Source organism: Streptomyces sp. NPDC014907 (assembly GCF_055562975.1).
In genome coordinates this window covers 118,261-137,494 of the sequence record NZ_JBVHEG010000008.1, presented here as the reverse complement: position 1 = coordinate 137,494, position 19,234 = coordinate 118,261, and the positions used below count along the sequence as shown (strand labels likewise).

Annotated in this window: 13 protein-coding genes; 3 read left to right on the top strand and 10 right to left on the bottom strand. The window is 72.9% G+C overall.

All coding sequences use genetic code 11. The annotated features are described in order from the left end of the window. Positions 1–52: 52 nt before the first annotated feature. The 7 genes from ACZ3IL_RS21460 to uvrA form a co-directional block, all read right to left on the bottom strand. On the bottom strand, positions 53–3,004 hold the full coding sequence (locus ACZ3IL_RS21460; protein WP_467392265.1) for a M14 family metallopeptidase: 2,952 nt from the start codon (positions 3,002–3,004) through the stop codon (positions 53–55). Between the two features lie 169 nt (positions 3,005–3,173). Then, positions 3,174–4,163, bottom strand: coding sequence for a DNA-binding protein WhiA (gene whiA, locus ACZ3IL_RS21455; protein ID WP_030205188.1), 990 nt, complete (start codon positions 4,161–4,163; stop codon positions 3,174–3,176). Beyond that, entirely contained in the window at positions 4,154–5,179 is a 1,026-nt protein-coding gene (locus ACZ3IL_RS21450) for a gluconeogenesis factor YvcK family protein (RefSeq protein ID WP_467392262.1), read from the bottom strand. Before ACZ3IL_RS21450 ends, whiA begins: the two co-directional genes overlap by 10 nt. Then, positions 5,176–6,084: an RNase adapter RapZ gene (rapZ, locus tag ACZ3IL_RS21445; protein ID WP_467392260.1), complete on the bottom strand. Its 909-nt coding sequence runs from the start codon at positions 6,082–6,084 to the stop codon at positions 5,176–5,178. Before rapZ ends, ACZ3IL_RS21450 begins: the two co-directional genes overlap by 4 nt. Beyond that, on the bottom strand, positions 6,081–8,255 hold the full coding sequence (uvrC, locus tag ACZ3IL_RS21440; protein WP_467392258.1) for an excinuclease ABC subunit UvrC: 2,175 nt from the start codon (positions 8,253–8,255) through the stop codon (positions 6,081–6,083). The genes rapZ and uvrC overlap by 4 nt, the downstream gene beginning before the upstream one ends. Before the next feature lie 154 nt (positions 8,256–8,409). Beyond that, entirely contained in the window at positions 8,410–8,844 is a 435-nt protein-coding gene (locus ACZ3IL_RS21435; protein WP_467392256.1) for a Rieske (2Fe-2S) protein, read from the bottom strand. Between the two features lie 219 nt (positions 8,845–9,063). Next, positions 9,064–12,078 (bottom strand): excinuclease ABC subunit UvrA, encoded by a 3,015-nt coding sequence (uvrA, locus tag ACZ3IL_RS21430; protein WP_467392254.1) that lies wholly within the window; start codon positions 12,076–12,078, stop codon positions 9,064–9,066. A 165-nt stretch (positions 12,079–12,243) separates the two neighbouring features. Between uvrA and ACZ3IL_RS21425 the strand changes: the two genes are divergently transcribed. The 3 genes from ACZ3IL_RS21425 to ACZ3IL_RS21415 all read left to right on the top strand — a co-directional run bounded on the left by ACZ3IL_RS21425 (position 12,244) and on the right by ACZ3IL_RS21415 (position 15,032). Then, entirely contained in the window at positions 12,244–12,948 is a 705-nt protein-coding gene (locus ACZ3IL_RS21425) for a maleylpyruvate isomerase family mycothiol-dependent enzyme (protein ID WP_467392252.1), read from the top strand. 9 nt (positions 12,949–12,957) lie between these two features. Continuing rightward, positions 12,958–13,614 carry an MBL fold metallo-hydrolase gene (locus ACZ3IL_RS21420; RefSeq protein WP_467392250.1) on the top strand — a complete coding sequence of 219 codons (657 nt, stop codon included), beginning with the start codon at positions 12,958–12,960 and terminating at the stop codon, positions 13,612–13,614. Positions 13,615–13,748: 134 nt separating this feature from the next. Continuing rightward, the gene (locus ACZ3IL_RS21415; protein WP_467392495.1) at positions 13,749–15,032 is read left to right on the top strand and encodes an MFS transporter; all 1,284 of its coding nucleotides are present in this window, start codon (positions 13,749–13,751) and stop codon (positions 15,030–15,032) included. Positions 15,033–15,105: 73 nt separating this feature from the next. On the opposite strand, the gene ACZ3IL_RS21410 is transcribed toward ACZ3IL_RS21415, so the two are convergent. The 3 genes from ACZ3IL_RS21410 to ACZ3IL_RS21400 all read right to left on the bottom strand — a co-directional run bounded on the left by ACZ3IL_RS21410 (position 15,106) and on the right by ACZ3IL_RS21400 (position 19,104). Beyond that, complete coding sequence (locus ACZ3IL_RS21410; protein ID WP_467392248.1) at positions 15,106–16,113, bottom strand: TerC/Alx family metal homeostasis membrane protein; 1,008 nt, start codon at positions 16,111–16,113, stop codon at positions 15,106–15,108. Between the two features lie 230 nt (positions 16,114–16,343). Beyond that, positions 16,344–18,272 (bottom strand): TerD family protein, encoded by a 1,929-nt coding sequence (locus tag ACZ3IL_RS21405; RefSeq protein WP_467392246.1) that lies wholly within the window; start codon positions 18,270–18,272, stop codon positions 16,344–16,346. Between the two features lie 253 nt (positions 18,273–18,525). Then, positions 18,526–19,104 carry a TerD family protein gene (locus tag ACZ3IL_RS21400; protein ID WP_388691703.1) on the bottom strand — a complete coding sequence of 193 codons (579 nt, stop codon included), beginning with the start codon at positions 19,102–19,104 and terminating at the stop codon, positions 18,526–18,528. Positions 19,105–19,234: the final 130 nt, after the last annotated feature.

The window sequence follows — 19,234 nt, the reverse complement described above, 5'->3', positions numbered from 1 at the left end:
CTTTTGTCCCGACTACGCTCCGTGAGCGGCGGAGGGTGGCCGTGCCGGGACGTCAGCGGTGGAGGGCGCGGAGGGCGCGGCCGAGGAGCCGTGCCCGCTCCGCGGTCCCGGGCACGTGCTCCAGGCCGTAGCCGAGGAGGACGGTGTCCCGGGTGGTGACGGCCGCCCGCGAGTGGAAGAGCGCGGCGGAACGCGTCCAGTCGGCGCCGTTGCCGGGGCTGCCGGCCGGGGCGCCCGGCGTGGACCAGGCGCCGAGGGAGGTCTCGAATCCCTCGGCCTCGGTGGTGGTGCCGGTGACGAGCCGGGTGTCGTCGACGAAGGCGCCCGTCTCGCCCGTGCCGGGGTCGGAGATGTAGGCGATCGAGAGCTCGACCTTCCTGCCCGCCCAGGCGCTCAGGTCGACGGAGGCCTGCCGCCAGCCGTTGGAGGGACCGGTGAAGGCGTTCCAGGAACCGGTGGTGCCGGTGGCGGCGCAGCCGTCCTCGCCGACGGTGAGGTAGTGGGCGAGGAAGGGGTGGCCCCGGACGTAGTAGCCCTCGCCGCAGTCGGCCGGCGGCTCGGCGGAGGTGCCGCCGTTGGCGTCGGGCAGGGTCGTCCAGTCGTCCTGGCCGACGGTGTGGGCCTCGACGACGAGGTTGTCGTAGCCGGGTTCGGTGTCGTGGCTGACCTGGAAGTCCAGGCGGGGCTTCGCGTCCGCCCCGACGCCGGTGAGGTCGACGGTCCTGGTGAGCCGGGCCCAGGTGTCGTCGGCGTGCCTGAGCGCGGCGAAGGTGGCGCCCTCGGCGGGTTCGAAGGGGGTGCGGACGCCCGGGTAGTCGCCGGCGGAGGCGCTGCTCGCGAACTGCGGGAAGTCCTTCGGGTTCAGGGTGTCCGAGGTGACGGTGTACGCGCCCGCGTTGTCCAGCGGGTTGCCGGCGGCGCCGGCCAGACCGGCGCGGACGCCCGCGAAGGCGCCGGTGCCGGCGAAGGCGGGCGGGGCCGCGAGGCCGGCGCGGTGGTAGGCGCCGAGGTAGTACTGCGCGAAGTCGTTGGTGTCGGCGAGGCCGACCCGGGTGAGCCCGCCGGACTTCTCGCCGGCGTTGATCAGCTTGCCGCCCTCGTTGAGGTAGGAGCGGACGGCGAGCTGGGCGGCGCCGGAGGGGCTCTCCGCGCCGGTGTACCAGACGACGGCGTCGAAGTGGGAGAGGACGCCGAGGGCGTCCGGCGCGCCCTGGGTGGCGACGTCCCAGACGACGGCCCGGCGGCCGTTGTCGGCGAGCGCCTTCACGTACGCGCCGGCGTGGCGGCCGGCGGTGGTGCCGCCCTCGTCGGCGAGGACGAGGACGTCGCCGCGGGGACGCTCGGCGACCTCGTAGGTGAAGGGGGCGGAGGCGGTGGCGCGTCCCTCGCGGGTGCGGGCGGTGAACCAGACCTGGACGGTGTCGCCGGGCCGGGCGCCCTCGACCTCGCCCCGGTACTCGTCGAAGTAGAGGTTGTCCTCCCCGCCGTAGGTCTCGCCGCCCTTCCAGGGGCGGAGTTCCCCGCTGTGGACGCGGCCGCCGTTGACGCGGTACTTGAGGGTCTTGCCGCGCAGCGACTTGCGGGCGGTGACGGCGACCTCCTGCTCCCCGCCGCGGGCGTAGGAGGTGGTGAAGGCCTTCGGGGTGAAGTCGGGGGCCTCGATGCCGACCGGGGAGACGGGCCGGTCCGGGTGGGCGGCGGTCTCGGCGACGGCGAGCGCGAAGGGCACGTTCTTCTCGAACTCCGCCCGGATCAGCTTCTCGTCGTCCGGGAAGGTGAAGACGGAGGCGCAGTCGGCCGGGTTCCAGGCGTCGTTCGGGTCGACCCGGGAGGCGGTGGCGCAGGTCGACATCTCCGGGGTGAACATTTGCATCCCGTTGACGTTGGCGGCGTGTCCGTCCGCCTCGCCGTTGGTGATGTACAGCTCGGAGGAGACCTGCGGCCGGTAGCCGGGCACGGCGGAGTTCTCGGGGGTGCCGGCGAGGGCCTTGAGGGCGACGTCGTCGGGGGTGCCGGTGGCGACCTGCCAGCCGACGCCGTACAGCAGGAGCTGGGCGGCCGAGTGGTAGTTGACGCCGTACGCGAAGCCGATGCGCTTCTGGAAGGCGTCGAGGGCCCTGGTCTCGGGCTCCGACATGGGTCCCTTGCCGCGGAAGGTCTCGTCGGCCGGGTCGGGGGACGAGCCCTCGTTGTCGTAGCCCCACTTGTAGGCGAAGTTGCGGTTGAGGTCGACGCCGTCGCCGGGCCCGATCCTGCCGTCGCCGTCGTTGTCGCGGAGGTTCTTGCGCCACTGCCGGTTGGCGGGGTCGGCGTGCGTGTGGTCGTACCCGTCGGGGTTGGCGGAGAGCACGAACCACAGTTCGGTGGAGTCGACGATCCGGGTGATCCGCTCGTCCTTGCCGTAGCCGTCGAGGTAGAGGTGCATCAGCCGCCGGGTCATCTCGGGGGTGATCCACTCGCGCGCGTGCTGGTTGGACATGTACAGCGTGGCCGGCTTGGAGCCGTCCCCGGTGCTCCGGGCGCCCTTGCTGATCTTGAGGGCGAGGATGTCCTGGCCCTTGAGGGTCTTGCCGATGGAGACGGCCTTGGTGAGTCCGGGGTGGGTCCGGGCCGTGTCCAGGATCTCCTGCTTGAGGCCGCCGGGGCCGCCGTACGGGCGGAAGACGCCGTCGCCGGCTCCGGCGACCCGCCTCTCGGCCGCGGCCGGCAGCCGGTGCTCGGCGAGTTCGACGCCCTTGCCGCGCAGCTGTCCGGCCTGGGCGCCCGTGAGGAAGAGCTCGACCGTGGCGGCGCCCCGGGCGGGCACCCGTTCGGTCAGTTCGTGCGCGTCGGCGCCGGCCTCGAGGAGGAGCGGGACCTGCTCCTTGGTGACCTCGGCGCGCCACACGGAGAGGGCGTCACCGCCGTGCCGGTCGTTCGGCTGCGCTCCGGCGACGGGTGCCGCCGCCACTCCGGCGATCAGCAGTGAAGCCGCGGCGAGGATCGATCTCGCTCTGCGTCTCATGAGCTCCCCTTGGTGTCGTCTGCCTCGGAAGATGAACGGTCTCTCGGGTGAACAGACGCCAGGCTCATGGGCGCTCATGCCCCTGTCAAGGCCGCCGCGCGGGGTCATGAAGAAGCTGCCGGCGCCTCAGAAAGGCACCGGCAGCGCGGAGTTGAGGATTCCGTACGGGTCAGCCGACCAGGCTGTCGTCCAGCTCCTCGGTCAGGTTGGACTCGGTCCCGGGGATGCCCAGGTCCTGGGCCCGCTTGTCGGCCATGGCGAGCAGCCGGCGGATCCGGCCGGCCACCGCGTCCTTGGTCAGCGGCGGGTCGGCGAGCGCGCCCAGCTCCTCCAGGGAGGCCTGCTTGTGCTCCATGCGGAGCCGGCCGGCCGCGGCGAGGTGCTCGGGCACCTCCTCCCCCAGGATCTCTAGGGCACGCTGCACACGGGCCCCGGCGGCCACCGCGGCGCGGGCCGAGCGGCGCAGGTTGGCGTCGTCGAAGTTGGCCAGGCGGTTGGCGGTGGCACGGACCTCGCGCCGCATCCGGCGCTCCTCCCACGCGAGCACCGACTCGTGCGCGCCGAGCCGGGTGAGGAGGGCGCCGATCGCGTCGCCGTCACGGACGACGACCCGGTCCACGCCCCGCACCTCGCGGGCCTTCGCCGCGATGGAGAGCCGGCGGGCGGCGCCGACGAGGGCGAGGGCGGCCTCGGGGCCCGGGCAGGTGACCTCCAGGGAGGAGGACCGGCCGGGCTCGGTCAGCGAGCCGTGCGCGAGGAAGGCCCCGCGCCAGGCGGCCTCCGCGTCACAGGTGGCCCCGGACACCACCTGCGGGGGCAGACCCCGGATGGGGCGGCCCCGGCCGTCCACGAGACCCGTCTGGCGGGCCAGCTGGTCGCCCCCGGCGACCACCCTCACCACGAAGCGCGAACCGCGCCGCAGTCCGCCGGGGGCCATCACGATCAGTTCGGAACTGTGTCCGAAGATCTCCAGGATGTCCCGCTTCAGGCGGCGCGCCGCCATCGCCGTGTCCAGCTCCGCCTCGATCACGATGCGGCCGCTCACCAGGTGCAGCCCGCCCGCGAACCGCAGGATCGACGAGACCTCTGCCTTCCTGCAGCAGGTCCGGGTGACGGGAAGCCGGGAGATCTCGTCCTTCACCGCTGCCGTCATCGCCATGGGCCGATCCTTCCATGCATCCGAAAAATACGGTCGTACGCGGCGGCCAGCAGCTCCGGATCGTGCTTCGCGGAGCCGTCGGACCCGGCCACCGGCGCCAGCTCGACCGCGGCGCCGAGCCGCTTGGCGGCGTCGGCGAGGGAGTCGCGGTCGGGCACGGCGGCCTCGTCGGCCAGCACCACGTCCAGGGCGAGTTTAGGGGCGTGTCGCCCCAAAACCTCCAAATGACGCTGCGGGGAGAAGCCGTCGGTTTCTCCGGGCTGCGGCGCGAGGTTCAGGGAGAGCACCTTGCGGGCCTTGGTCTCGGCCAGCGCGTCGAGGAGTTCGGGCACCAGGAGGTGCGGGATCACCGAGGAGAACCAGGAGCCGGGGCCCAGGACGACCCAGTCGGCGTCCAGGACGGCCGCGACCGCCTCGGGGACGGCCGGCGGGTCGTTCGGCACGAGGTGCACGGACTGCACCTCACCGGGGGTGAGCGCCACGGTCGCCTGGCCGCACACGGTGTCCACGTCGTCCGGCCGCTCCGGGTCGTGGCCCCTGACCAGGGCCTGGAGCTCCAGCGGCACGGCGGACATGGGGAGCACCCGGCCCTGCGCGCCGAGCAGCAGCCCGACCAGGTCCAGTGCCTGGACGGGGTCGCCGAGCTGTTCCCAGAGGGCGACGATCAGCAGGTTGCCGACGGCGTGGCCGTTGATCTCGCCCTTGGACTGGAAGCGGTGCTGGATCACCCGTGCCCAGGTCTGGCCCCAGTCGTCGTCGCCGCAGAGCGCGGCGAGCGCCTTGCGCAGGTCGCCGGGGGGCAGGACGCCCAGCTCCTCCCGGAGCCGGCCGCTGGAGCCGCCGTCGTCGGCGACGGTGACGACGGCGGTGAGGTCGCCGGTGATCCGGCGGAGGGCGGCGAGGGAGGCCGAGAGGCCCATGCCCCCGCCCAGCGCGACGACCTTCGGCTGGGCGCCGCGTCTGCGGAGCGTGCGCCGCACCGTGAGGGTGGAGGCACGCCGGCGGTACGGCTTCACTCGCGCCCCATGTCCCGGTGCACGACGACGGTCTCGACCCCTTCGGCGGCGAGGCGGGCGGCGAGGCGTTCGGCGGTGGCCACCGAGCGGTGCTTGCCGCCCGTGCAGCCGACCGCGATCGTCACGTACCGCTTGCCCTCGCGGCGGTAGCCCGCGGCGATCAGCTGGAGCAGCTCGGTGTAGCGGTCCAGGAACTCCTTGGCGCCGGGCTGGTTGTAGACGTAGTTCGACACCTCCTCGTTGAGGCCGGTGAAGGGGCGCAGCTCGGGGACCCAGTGCGGGTTCGGCAGGAAGCGCATGTCCACGACCAGGTCGGCGTCGACCGGCAGGCCGTACTTGAAGCCGAAGGACATCACGGTGGCCCGCAGCTCGGGCTCCTCGTCACCGGCGAACTGGGCGTCCATCTTGGCGCGCAGTTCGTGGACGTTGAGGCTGGAGGTGTCGATCACGAGGTCGGCGTCGCCGCGCAGCTCGCGCAGCAGGTCGCGCTCGGCGGCGATGCCGTCGGTGATGCGGCCGTCGCCCTGGAGCGGGTGCGGCCTGCGGACCGACTCGAAGCGCCGGACCAGGGCCTCGTCGGAGGACTCGAGGAAGACGATCCGTCGGGTGACCCCCTTGGCGTCCAGGTCGGCGAGGGACTCCCTCAGGTTGTCGAAGAACTGCCGGCCGCGGACGTCCACGACGACCGCGATCCTGGCGACGTTGCCCTGGGAGCGGGCGCCGAGCTCCACCATGGTGGGGATCAGCGCGGGCGGCAGGTTGTCCACCACGAACCAGCCCAGGTCCTCCAGGCACTTCGCCGCGGTGGACCGGCCGGCCCCGGACATGCCGGAGATGATCACCAGCTCGGGAATGGCCGCCTCGGCGCCGCTGCCGCCGGGGGTCTCCTTGGTGCCCGTACTCACGTGTCCTGCTCCGTCTTCTCGGTGGTGCTCGTGGTGCCGTTCGCGCGCGGTCGTGCCGCGCCGTCCCCGTCGTCCTCCATGATCCCCCCTGCGGCCGCGTGCGCGGCGGACGCGGGCGGGACGGGGGGCCCGTCGCCCTCCGCCGCCGTCCCCGCCGCCGCGTCCGCGGCGGGAGCGCCCGGCACGGGAACGGCCGGGGCGGGGGACACATCGTCCTCCAGGATCTCGCCCGTCGCCATGTTGACGGCGGGGGCGGCCGGGACCGCCCGCGCGAGGGTCGCGACGACGGCCTCCGCCGTCTTCCGCCCCATGCCGGGGACCTCGCAAATCTGTTCGATCGTCGCCTGCCGGAGCCGTTTCACCGAACCGAAGTGCTTGATCAGCGCCTGCTTGCGGGTCTCGCCGAGCCCGGGGACGGCGTCCAGGGGACCGGTCCGGATGCGTTTGGTCCGCTTGGAGCGCTGGTAGCGGATGGCGAAGTCGTGAGCGGTGTCACGCACCCGCTGGAGGAGGTAGAGGCCCTCGCTGGAGCGGGGCAGCACCACCGGGTCGTCGTCGCCGGGCAGCCAGACCTCCTCCAGGCGCTTGGCGAGCCCGCAGACCGCGACGTCGTCGATGCCCAGCTCGTCCAGGGCGCGCCGCGCGGCGGCGACCTGGGGCTGCCCGCCGTCGACCACGACGAGCTGCGGCGGGTACGCGAACCGCTTGGGCCGCCCGTCGTCCTCGGGGTCCTCGGCCGGGACCTCGCCGTCCCCCCACTCCCCCGTCCTCTCCTTCTCGGCGAGGTAGCGCCTGAAGCGGCGGCCGATCACCTCGTGCATGGACCGGACGTCGTCCTGCCCCTCGAAGCCCTTGATCTGGAAGCGGCGGTACTCGCTCTTGCGGGGCAGCCCGTCCTCGAAGACGACCATGGACGCCACCACGTCCTCGCCCTGGAGGTGCGAGATGTCGAAGCACTCGATCCGCAGCGGCGCGGAGTCCAGGTCCAGGGCCTCGGCGATCTCCTCCAGGGCCCGGGAGCGGGTGGTGAGGTCGCTGGCCCGCCTGGTCTTGTGCAGGACGAGGGCCTGCTGCGCGTTGCGGGCGACGGTCTCCATCAGGGACTTCTTGTCGCCGCGCTGCGGCACGCGCAGCGAGACGAGGGAGCCCCGGCGGCCGGAGAGCCACGCGGAGACGGCGTCGGCGTCCTCGGGGAGCGCGGGGACCAGGACCTCCTTGGGGACCGTCTCGCCGGTCTCCTCGCCGTACAGCTGCTGGAGGGCGTGCTCGACGAGACCGGCCGTGTCGACGGCCTCGACCTTGTCGGTGACCCAGCCGCGCTGGCCCCGGACGCGTCCGCCGCGCACGTGGAAGATCTGGACGGCGGCCTCCAGCTCGTCCTCGGCGAGGGCGACGAGGTCGGCGTCGGTGGCGTCGGCGAGGACGACCGCGTTCTTCTCCATGGCCCGGCGCAGGGCTCCCACGTCGTCGCGGAGCCGGGCGGCCTTCTCGTACTCCATGTCCTCGGCCGCGATCATCATCTGCTTCTCGAGGCGGCGGATGTACGTACCGGTGCGGCCGGCCATGAAGTCGCTGAAGTCCTCCGCCAGTTCGCGGTGCTCCTCGGGTGTGACCCGGCCGACGCAGGGCGCCGAGCACTTGCCGATGTAGCCGAGGAGGCAGGGCCGGCCGGCCGAGGCCGCGTTCCGGAAGACGCCGGCCGAGCAGGTGCGGACGGGGAAGACCCGCAGCATGAGGTCGACGGTCTCGCGGATCGCCCACGCGTGCGCGTACGGCCCGAAGTAGCGCACGCCCTTCTTCTTGTGGCCGCGCATGACCTGGACGCGGGGGAACTCCTCGTTCATGGTCACCGCGAGGTACGGGTAGCTCTTGTCGTCCCGGTACTTGACGTTGAACCGGGGGTCGAACTCCTTGATCCAGGAGTACTCCAGCTGGAGCGCCTCGACCTCGGTGGACACGACGGTCCACTCCACGGAGGCGGCCGTGGTCACCATGGTGGCGGTGCGCGGGTGCAGGCTCGTGAGCGGCTGGAAGTAGTTGGCCAGCCGCTGGCGCAGGGACTTCGCCTTCCCGACGTAGATCACCCGGCGGTGCTCGTCGCGGAACTTGTAGACCCCCGGGGAGTCGGGGATCTGACCCGGTTCGGGACGGTAGCTGGAGGGGTCTGCCATGCTTCCCACCCTACTGGCGGGGACCGACACCCCGGCCGTGCGCCCGTCGGCGGGACGGGCCGGGCTCCCGGGGGCCGGCCCGTGCGGGGCGGGCGGTGCCCGGTACCCGGCGCCGGGCTTCCGACGGCTCCGTACCGGGCTTCCGGCGGCTCCGTCAGGCCTTGGGGGCCTCCGGGCCGGCGACCAGGGCGCCGTTCTCGACCCGGACGGGGACCTCGGGGAGCGGGACGGTGGCCGGGCCCCGGAGCACCTTGCCGGTCGTCACGTCGAAGCGGCTTCCGTGGCAGGGGCAGTTGCCCTCGGTGCCCTCGACCTTGTCGAGGACGCAGCCGGCGTGGGTGCACTGGGCGCTGAAGGCCTTGTACCGGCCCTCGGCGGGGCAGCTCACCACGAGGCGCTGCTCGCGGTAGAGCCTGGCGCCGCCGACCGGCACCTCGTCCGGGGCGCCGAGGGAGACCGGGGCGGTCGGGGTCGGCACCTCGGCGTGGCCGAGCTTGGACTCGGTGGAGCAGGCGGCGGCCCCCAGCCCGGCGGCACCGGCGAGGGCGGCGCCTTTCAGTACGGTGCGACGGCTGGACTGGCCGGACATGGGCGCTCCACGGTGAGGTCGGGGACAAGACACCCCAGGGGTGACCGAACCGACGATACCGGCGGACACGGCCCCGTTGTCGCGGGGGCCAGGGGAGGGGCCGGACACGGGGCCCGGGTACGGACACGGCCCGGGTACGGACACGGCGCAGCCCCCGCACCCGGGCGGGGGCTGCGCCGTGGGACGCCGGCGCGGCGGGGCCGGCCGGGCACCCGGCCGTCAGGCCTTGCGGCCGCGGGCCGTCGCCTTCTTCGCCGGAGCCTTCTTGGCGGGGGCCGCGGCCTTGGCGGCGGTGCTCCTGGCGGCGGTCTTCTTCACCGCCGTCTTCTTCGCCACCGTCTTCTTCGTCCCGCGCGCCGCCGGCGCCGTCGCGCCCGCGTCGCTGATCCGGTCGGCGCCGAGGACCTCGCGGAGGAACTTGCCGGTGTGGCTCGCCGGGACCGAGGCGACCTGCTCCGGGGTGCCCTCGGCGACCACCAGGCCGCCGCCGCTGCCGCCTTCGGGGCCCATGTCGATGACCCAGTCCGCCGTCTTGATGACATCGAGGTTGTGCTCGATGACGATCACCGAGTTGCCCTTGTCGACCAGACCGGAGAGGACCTTGATCAGCTTCGAGATGTCCTCGAAGTGCAGACCGGTGGTCGGCTCGTCCAGGACGTAGACCGTGCGGCCCGTCGAACGCTTCTGGAGCTCGGAGGCGAGCTTCACGCGCTGCGCCTCGCCGCCGGAGAGCGTCGGCGCCGACTGGCCGAGGCGGACGTACCCCAGCCCGACCTCGTTGAGGGTGCGCAGGTGACGGGCGATCGTGGGGACGGCCTCGAAGAAGTCGAGGGCCTCCTCGATCGGCATGTTCAGGACCTCGGCGATGGACTTGCCCTTGTAGTGGACCTCCAGGGTCTCCCGGTTGTACCGGTCGCCGTGGCAGACCTCGCACGGGACGTAGACGTCCGGGAGGAAGTTCATCTCGATCTTGATCGTGCCGTCGCCGGAGCAGTTCTCGCACCGGCCGCCCTTGACGTTGAAGGAGAAGCGGCCGGGCAGGTAGCCCCGGACCTTGGCCTCCATCGTCTCGGCGAAGAGCCTGCGGACGTGGTCGAAGACGCCGGTGTAGGTCGCCGGGTTCGACCGGGGGGTGCGGCCGATCGGGGACTGGTCGACGTGCACGACCTTGTCCACGAGGTCGTCGCCCTCCACGCGCGTGTGCCGCCCGGGCACCGACTTGGCGCCGTTCAGCTCGCGCGCCAGGTGGGTGTAGAGGATGTCGTTGACCAGGGTCGACTTGCCGGAGCCGGAGACGCCGGTGACGGCGGTGAGGACGCCCAGCGGGAAGGAGACGTCGATGTCCCGCAGGTTGTTCTCCTTGGCCCCGTGCACGGTGAGGCTGCGCGAGGGGTCCACCGGCCTGCGGACGTCCGGGGTGGTGATCGCCCGGCGGCCGGACAGGTACTGCCCGGTCATCGACTCCTCGTTGTCGAGGAGTTCCTTCAGGGAACCGGAGTGGACGACCTTGCCGCCGTGCTCGCCCGCGCCGGGGCCGATGTCCACGACCCAGTCGGCCACCTTGATGGTGTCCTCGTCGTGCTCGACCACGATGAGCGTGTTGCCCATGTCCCGGAGCCGCACCAGCGTCTCGATCAGCCGGTGGTTGTCGCGCTGGTGGAGGCCGATGGAGGGCTCGTCCAGCACGTACAGCACGCCGACCAGGCCGGAGCCGATCTGGGTGGCGAGCCGGATGCGCTGGGCCTCGCCGCCGGAGAGCGTGCCGGCGGCCCGGTTGAGCGAGAGGTAGTCGAGGCCGACGTCCACGAGGAAGCGCAGCCGCTCGTTGACCTCCTTGAGGACCCGCTCGGCGATCTTCTTGTCGCGGTCGTTGAGGGTGAGGCGGGCCAGGAACTCGGCGCAGTCGCTGATGGACATCGCGGAGACCTCGGCGATGGACCTGTCCATGACCGTGACCGCGAGGACGATCGGCTTCAGCCGGGTGCCCTCGCAGGTGGGACAGGGCACCTCGCGCATGTAGCCCTCGAAGCGCTCGCGGCTGGAGTCGCTCTCGGCCTCGGTGTGGCGCCGCTTGACGAAGGAGACGGCGCCCTCGAAGGCCGGGGTGGTGTACGCCCGCTCCCGCCCGTACCGGTTGCGGTAGCGGACCTCGACCTGGGTCTTGTGGCCGTACATCAGGGCCTTCTTGGCCCGCTGCGGCAGCCCCGCGTAGGGGATGTCCGTCCGGAAGCCGAGGGCCTGGGCGAGTCCGCCGATGAGCCGGCCGAAGTACTCCTTGGTGTGGCCGTGCGACCAGGGGTGGATGGCGCCCTCGTCGAGGGACTTGTCCTCGTCGGGAACGACCAGCTCCGGGTCGACCTCCATGCGGGTGCCGATGCCGGTGCAGTCGGGGCAGGCGCCGAAGGGCGAGTTGAAGGAGAAGGAGCGCGGCTCCAGCTCCTCGAAGGAGAGGTCGTCGTACGGGCAGTAGAGGTGCTCCGAGTACATCCGCTCGCGCTCGGGGTCGTCCTCGGGGAGGTCGACGAAGTCGAGCACGACCATGCCGCCGGAGAGGCCGAGCGCGGTCTCGACGGAGTCGGTGAGCCGCCGCTTGGCGCCGTCCTTCACCGTGAGGCGGTCGACGACCACCTCGATGGTGTGCTTCTCCTGCTTCTTCAGGACCGGCGGCTCGCTCAGCTGCACGATCGCCCCGTCGACCCGGGCACGGCTGTAGCCCTTGGTCTGGAGGTCGGCGAAGAGGTCCACGAACTCGCCCTTGCGCTCGCGCACGAGCGGGGAGAGCACCTGGAAGCGGCTGCCCTCGGGAAGCTCCAGGACCCTGTCCACGATGGCCTGCGGCGACTGGCGCGAGATGGGGCGGCGGCACTCGGGACAGTGCGGTTTGCCGATGCGGGCGAAGAGCAGGCGGAGGTAGTCGTAGACCTCCGTGATGGTGCCGACCGTCGAGCGCGGGTTGCGCGAGGTCGACTTCTGGTCGATGGAGACGGCGGGCGACAGACCTTCGATGAAGTCGACGTCCGGCTTGTCCATCTGGCCGAGGAACTGCCGGGCGTACGAGGAGAGCGACTCGACGTACCGGCGCTGCCCCTCGGCGAAGATCGTGTCGAACGCGAGGGAGGACTTGCCCGACCCCGACAGCCCGGTGAAGACGATGAGGGAGTCACGCGGGAGGTCGAGGGAGACGTTCTTGAGGTTGTGCTCGCGAGCGCCACGGACGATGAGACGGTCGGCCACGCCGGTCCGCACCTTTCTTGAGAGAGCGGATGTGCCTACATGCCAACAACCGAGGAGGACGGATGCTTCCATCGAGCCTATAGCACGTACATTCGATTTCCGGTGTTCCGCCGACCTCTTCACCCGAACGGGTGGCCCGGCCCGGTCGGCGCTAGGGTCGGCGCCATGATCGACCACGAGCGTGACCTTGTTTCCGTACGAGAGGCGACCGACCGCCTCCTGAACGCGGCGGCCTCCTGGGACAACGCCGCGGTGGCCGAGCCGTCACGGCTCCCCGGCTGGACCCGCGGCCATGTCCTCGCCCACCTCGCCCGCAACGCCGACGCCCTGGCGAACGTCCTCCGGGGACGTCCCATGTACCCGGACGCCGCGACCCGCGACGCCGACATCGAGCGCGACGCCGGCCGGCCCCTCGACGTCCAGCTCGCCGACGTGCGCGAGAGCGCCGACCGGCTGCGGGCCGTCTGCGGGGAACCGGCCGACTGGGGCCGGACCGTCGAGCTGCGCAACGGCGTCACCGACGTCGCCGCCCGGGTCCCCTTCCGCCGCTGGGCCGAGGTGGACCTGCACCACGTCGACCTGGGCGCCGGCTACGGCCTCGACGACCTGCCGGAGGAGTTCGTCCTGCGGGAGATCGCGTTCCTGGCCGACCGCTGGTCGGGCCGTCCGGAGGTCCCCCCGGTGACGCTCCGCCTCGGTCACGACGCGGCCGGCGCCACCACCTGGCGGACCGGCGGCGGCGAAGGCACCCCCGTGCTCCTGGCGGGCACCGGCCCCGAGCTGCTCGGCTGGCTGTCCGGCCGCGGCGACAAGGGCGCCCACCTCGCCGTGCTCTCCGGCGACGGACTCCCCGCCCTCCCCCCGCTATAGGCTGAGCTCATGACGTACAGCGGAGCGGTGAGGGTCGGCGGCCCGGCGGACGTGCACGAGCTGACGGACCTGATGATCTCGAAGGTCGCGGTCGGCCCGATGGACAACAACGCGTACCTCCTGCGCTGCCGCGCGACCGGCGAACAGCTGCTGATCGACGCGGCCGCCGACGCCGGGACCCTGCTCACGCTGATCGGGGACGACGGCGTCACCGGCGTCGTCACCACCCACCGGCACGGCGACCACTGGCAGGCCCTGGCCGAGGTGGTCGCCGCGACCGGCGCGCGCACCTACGCGGGCGCGTACGACGCCGAGGGCATCCCGGTCCCGACCGACGTGCCCGTCGAGGACGGCGACACGCTGCGGGTGGGCCGGGTCGAGCTGACCGCGCGCCGGTTCGTCGGGCACACCCCGGGCTCGATCGTCCTCGTCTACGACGACCCGCACGGCCACCCCCACGTCTTCACCGGCGACTGCCTCTTCCCGGGCGGCGTGGGCAACACCCGCGAGGACCCGGAGGCCTTCGCGAGCCTCCTCCACGACGTGGAGACCAAGCTCTTCGCGGTCCTCCCCGACGAGTCGTGGATCTATCCGGGCCACGGCCGGGACACGACGCTCGGTGACGAGCGCCCCCATCTCCCGGAGTGGCGCGAGCGCGGCTGGTGATCCACCGGCGGGCGGAGGGCGCGCGCCCGAGCAGCGGCGCGCTCCCGCACGCCCCCGTGGGCGGGGTGGCCGGCGGGTAGGGCTGCGGCATGCACCGCCGTCACTCTCCGTCCCCTCCCTCCGCCGCCCCGTCGATGGCCCGGCTCGCCGGGGCCTCGCTCGCCGGCACGGCCGTCGAGTTCTTCGACTTCTACGTCTACGGGACCGCCGCCGCCCTCGTCCTGGGCCCGCTCTTCTTCCCCACCTTCTCCCCGCTCGCAGGGACCCTGGCGGCCTTCGGCACCTTCGCCGCCGGATTCGTGGCCCGCCCGCTCGGCTCGGCCCTCTTCGGTCACGTCGGCGACCGGTACGGCAGACGTCCGGTCCTCTTCGCCTCGCTGCTCCTGACCGGCTGCGCCACGGTCGCGGTCGGCTGCGTCCCCACGTACGCCACGCTCGGCATCGCCGCCCCCGTGCTGCTGCTCGTCCTCCGCTTCCTCCAGGGACTCGGCCTGGGCGGCGAGTGGGGCGGGGCGGTGCTGCTCACCGCCGAGCACGCCCCCGCCCACCGGCGCGCGCTGTGGAGCAGCTTTCCGCAGATCGGCCCGGCGGTCGGCTTCCTCCTGGCGAACGGGGTGATGCTGGCGCTCACGACCGGGCTGAGCGACGCGGAGTTCCGTTCCTGGGGATGGCGGGTGCCGTTCTGGGCGGCGGGACTGCTCGCGGCGGGCGGGCTGCTGCTGCGCTCCTCGCTGGCCGAGACGCCGCAGTTCGAGGAGCTGTCCGCGTCCGGGCGGCGGGCGGGCGCCCCGCTGGCCGAGGTCGTCCGGGAGCACTGGCGGCTCGTGCTGCTGACGGCGGGGGCCCTCGCGGTGGGGTACGCCGTCTTCTACACGGTCTCCACCTGGTCCCTGGCCTACGGCACCGAACGGCTCGGGGTGAGCAGCGCGGCGATGCTCGGCTGCGTCATGGCGGCAGTGGCGATCATGGGCGCGGCCACCCCGTTCGTGGCGCTCCTCGCCGACCGCTGGGGCCGCCGGACGCTCTGCCTGGCCGGGTGCGCGGCCTGCGCGCTCTGGATGTTCCCGCTGGTGGCCCTGTTGCACACGGCCCGGCCGCCGCTGATGTTCCTGGGCTTCCTGGGCGCGCTGCTGGCCTTCATCACGGTGTTCGCGGTGGTCGCCGCGTACCTCCCGGAGCTGTACGAACCCCGGGTGCGCTGTACGGGCGCGGCCGTCGGCTACAACCTCGGGGGCGTCCTGGGCGGCGCCCTGACCCCGGTCGTCGCCACCGCGCTCTCCGGAGGCGGTTCGGGTCCGCCGTGGGGCGTGGCGGCCTATCTGACCCTGGTGGCCCTCGTCAGCCTGGGCTGCTTCGCGCTGCTGCCGGAGACCCTGCCGGCGCGGGCCGGGGCGGAGGAGGCCGTCGCGCCCGCCTGACAGGACCCCTCGGGAACGCGCGACGGCCGGCCGGGGAGGGGGTCCCGGGCCGGCCGTCGCCGTGGATGCCGCGTCAGGCGCCGACGCTGTCCTTCTCGGCGCCGTCGGCGTCGGCCACGCCGGGGGCCGCGTCCCGCTCCGCCTGCCGCTTGGAGGCGATCAGGCTGGTGATCGTGGTGATGATCAGAACACCGCAGATGACCGCGAGCGAGACCGGGATGGAGATCTCCGGGACGTGGACCCCGGACTCGTGCAGGGCGTGCAGCACCAGCTTGACGCCGATGAAGCCGAGGATCACCGACAGGCCGTAGCTGAGGTGGACCAGCTTCTTGAGCAGGCCGCCGATCAGGAAGTACAGCTGCCGCAGACCCATGAGGGCGAAGGCGTTGGCGGTGAAGACGATGTACGGGTCCTGGGTGAGGCCGAAGATCGCCGGGATGGAGTCGAGGGCGAAGAGGATGTCGGTGGTGCCGATGGCCAGCATGACCACCATCAGCGGGGTCAGCACCCGCTTGCCGTTGGCACGGATGAAGAGCTTGGTGCCGTGGTACCGGTCGGCGACGCCGAACTTCTTCTCCACGCTCTTGAGGAGCCGGTTCTCCTCGAACTCGTCCTCCTCCTCGTCGGAACGCGCCTCCTGGATGAGCTTCCAGGCGGTGTAGATCAGGAACGCGCCGAAGAGGTAGAAGACCCAGGAGAAGCTCGCGATGATCGCGGCACCGGCCGCGATGAAGATCGCCCGGAGCACCAGGGCGATCAGCACGCCCACGAGCAGGACGCGCTGCTGGAGGTGCGAGGGGACCGAGAACTTCGCCATGATCAGGACGAAGACGAAGAGGTTGTCGACGCTGAGCGACTTCTCGGTGATGTAGCCGGCGAAGAACTCCCCGGAGGCCTGGCTGCTGCCGAAGAGCAGCAGCCCGAGACCGAAGAGCGCGGCCAGCACGATCCAGACGACGGTCCAGACGCCGGCTTCCTTGACCGACACGTCATGGGGCTTGCGCCCGATGAAGAAGTCGGCTCCGATCAGGGCACCCAGACCGAGAATGGTCAGGATCCACAGGGTGGTCGAAACGTCCATTGCGCCTCCGGCGTCGTACGGCCATCGATCAGCGTCGTCGCTGCCGGAGGTCTCTTCCACCCGGGCGGCGGACGGGCCGCCGGGCCGGCGCCCCGGGATCGGATCCATGATGATCCGTCCGTATTGACGGGTACGCCGCGCTTGGGGAGTACTCCCCTCCGCACGAAGAAGACTACCCGAAAACCCAAGAGAAGGTAAAGAGAAAGGTAAAGGACCACCAAGACGCCAGGTCAGGACCGCTTTCCGTGGCGGGCGGCCGCCACCCGGGCGAGGACCTGCCGGAGGACGCCGCTGCCCGGGGGAACGAGCGGCGGCTCGTACGACCAGGCGTGCCCCACCCAGGGGTCGGCGAGGTGGTCGTCGGGGACGGGGGTGAGCCTCAGGAGCGAGCGCCACAGCGGGTCGAGCAGCGGACCGTACGCGGCCGCGTCCTCCCGGTCCGCCACCATCAGCAGATGGACGCCGACCGAGGGGCCCTCGTCGGCGAGGTACCGGAGCCGGGTGACCGCCCGGTCGTCGAAGCCGTGCGGGAAGTCGTGCACGACCAGGAGCTGCCGGGCCGTGTCCAGGCCGGGGGGCAGCGCGTCGGCCATCCCGCTCCGCGACGCCATCTGGAGCAGGTCGACCCGCTCGGTGAGCTGTTCCAGGACCGCGGAGACACCGGCCGCGCCCCGGGCGGGCGGCGCGGCGAGGACACCGGTCTCCGCGAGCGGCGCGAGCGACGCGGCACCCGCCCCGGCCGCGTCGAGGACGTGGACGGCGAAGCCGCCCGCCGGGTGCGCGGCGAGCAGCCGGGCCGCGTGCGCGACCGCGCTGTCGAGGGCGAGCCGGCGCAGTTCGGCCTCGTCGAGGAGACCCGCCGCCGCGGAGTGGCCGCGGCCGCTGTCCACCCACAGCCCGCGCTCCAGGGGGAGCCGGACGAGCATGGGAATCCGCAGGTCGGTCCGCTCGGGCAGGTGGAGGTCGCCGAGACGGACGGCCATCGGCTCCTCGGCCGGAACGCGGTAGGCGTGCCAGACGGGGCTGTCCCAGCGGGCGTAGGCGATCGGCAGGGCCGGTTCGACGACCTCGGCCTCGGCCGCGAGCTGGGCGAGGTCCCGGTCCAGGACCTCCCTGGCCCGCTCCACGAGATCGTCGTGACGGGCGCGGGCGGCCGCCCGGGCGGCGTCGTTCGCGCCCCCGGTCCGGGAGCGGTAGTCGGAGAGCGTCCGGTCGAGCTCACCGTCGAGCCGGGACTCCGCGAAGTCGCAGGCGCCGCGGTAGGCGGCGGCCGCGCGGGCCAGGTCCTCGAACATCCCCCACACCTGGTTGTACAGGCGTTCGTCCATGGACCAGCCGGAGGCGTCCCCGGCGACCGGGACGGGCGGGGCCTGCGGCGGCGGCTCCGGCGCGGCGGCGGGTTTGCGGCGGGGATGGGAGTAGTCGACGGGGCCGCCGGCGGTCCGCGCGTCCGGGGCGGGTCCGGCCGGGGCGGGCGGGGGCGCGGACTCCGGGGCTGAGGGGAGCGCGGGAGGCGGCGCGGCCGGGCCGGCCGGGGGCGCCGAACGGGACACCCGCTCCGGCTCCGGGACGCGCGGCTGCGGGGCGGCCGCCGGGAGGGCCGCTCCCGGAACGACCGGCTCCGGAACGGCCGCGAGGACGGCCGCCGCCGCGTCGGCGGGGCGGTCCAGGCCTTGGTCGCCGAGGAGGGCGGCGAGACCGCCCGCGTACCCCTGGCCCATGGCCCGGACCTTCCACGCGCCCTGGCGGCGGTACAGCTCCAGGGCGACGACGGCGGTCTCGCTGGTGAGTCCGGTGAGGGTGTAGCCGGCGATCCCGGCGCCGTCGGGGCCGGTGACGGCGACGAAGGGGGCGGCGACGGCTCCGAAGCGGGCCGCGCCGTGCCCGGTCAGCGCCAGGACGACCGAGACGCGGTGGACGGTCGCGGGGACCGCGTCCAGGGCGACGGCGAGCCGGTGCTCAGCGGCGGCCGTCCCGGGGACGTCGACCCCGGGGAGGGAGGGCGCACCGGGGTGGGCGATCCACTCCGGGCCGGGGAGCCTGCCCTCCTCGTCGCCGAGGGTGGCCACGGCGAGGACCGGATGACCGGCCGACACCAGGATCTCCAGTCGGGTGTCGGGCAGGGGGTGGTTCTGCCCCCGGACCAGCTCGGCCGTCATCGACTCTGTCCCCTCAGCGTTCCCCGGTGCGGAGCTTCCCGGTGCGGATCAACGGATCGTGCGCGTCCGCCCCGGTCGCGGGGCCGGACTGGCCGCGCGGCGTCGCGCGGTGGTTCATGCGGGACAGCTCCCGGCGGCCGCTGCCGCCGGGAGCTGTGGGTGCGTGGTGCGCGGACCGCCCGGGGCGCGTGCCGAAAGCGGCGTCGTCCGCCCGGAGGGCGGGCGGGGCTTCCGGCACACGCCCTCCAACGTCCTAGAGGTGCGGCAGGATCGCCGGCATCAGGTCCTGGAAGGTACGGCCGTTGGCCGGGTTGCCCAGGGCGGTCATCTGCCAGCCGGAGCCGGAGCGGTGCACCTTCGCCATGATCTGCGCGGTGTAGTTGCCGCCGCCGTCGAGGGTGTAGCGGGCGAGCTCCTGCCCGTTCGTCTCGTCGACGATCCGGCAGAAGGCGTTCTGCACCTCCTGGAACGTCTGGCCGGTGAAGGAGTTCACCGTGAAGACGATCTGGTCGATGTGGACCGGCACCCGCTCCAGGTCCACGAGGATCGCCTCGTCGTCGCCGCCCTGCCCGGCACCGCCCACCAGGTTGTCGCCGGTGTGCTTGACCGAACCGTCGTCGCTGACCAGGTGCCGGAAGAAGACCACGTCGACCGGCTGCTTGTCGGCGAAGAGGACGGCCGAGGCGTCCAGGTCGATCTCGCGGGTGCGCGAGCCGAACAGACCGCGACGCGGCGCCGCCTGCCAGCCGAGGCCCATCCGCACCTGGGTGAGGCTGCCCCCGCCCTTCTTCTCCAGGCTGATGGCCTGACCCTTGGTCATGTTCACGGTCACGCGCTTGCCCCTCTCGTTGCGTTCCCCCGCGTCCGCTGTCCGGCCCGTGCGGTTGGTCAGCACCCTACGCAGGGCCACCGACAGCGCGGAGGGGCGGTCCGGATTTGTGTCGGTCTTGCAACACACCGGA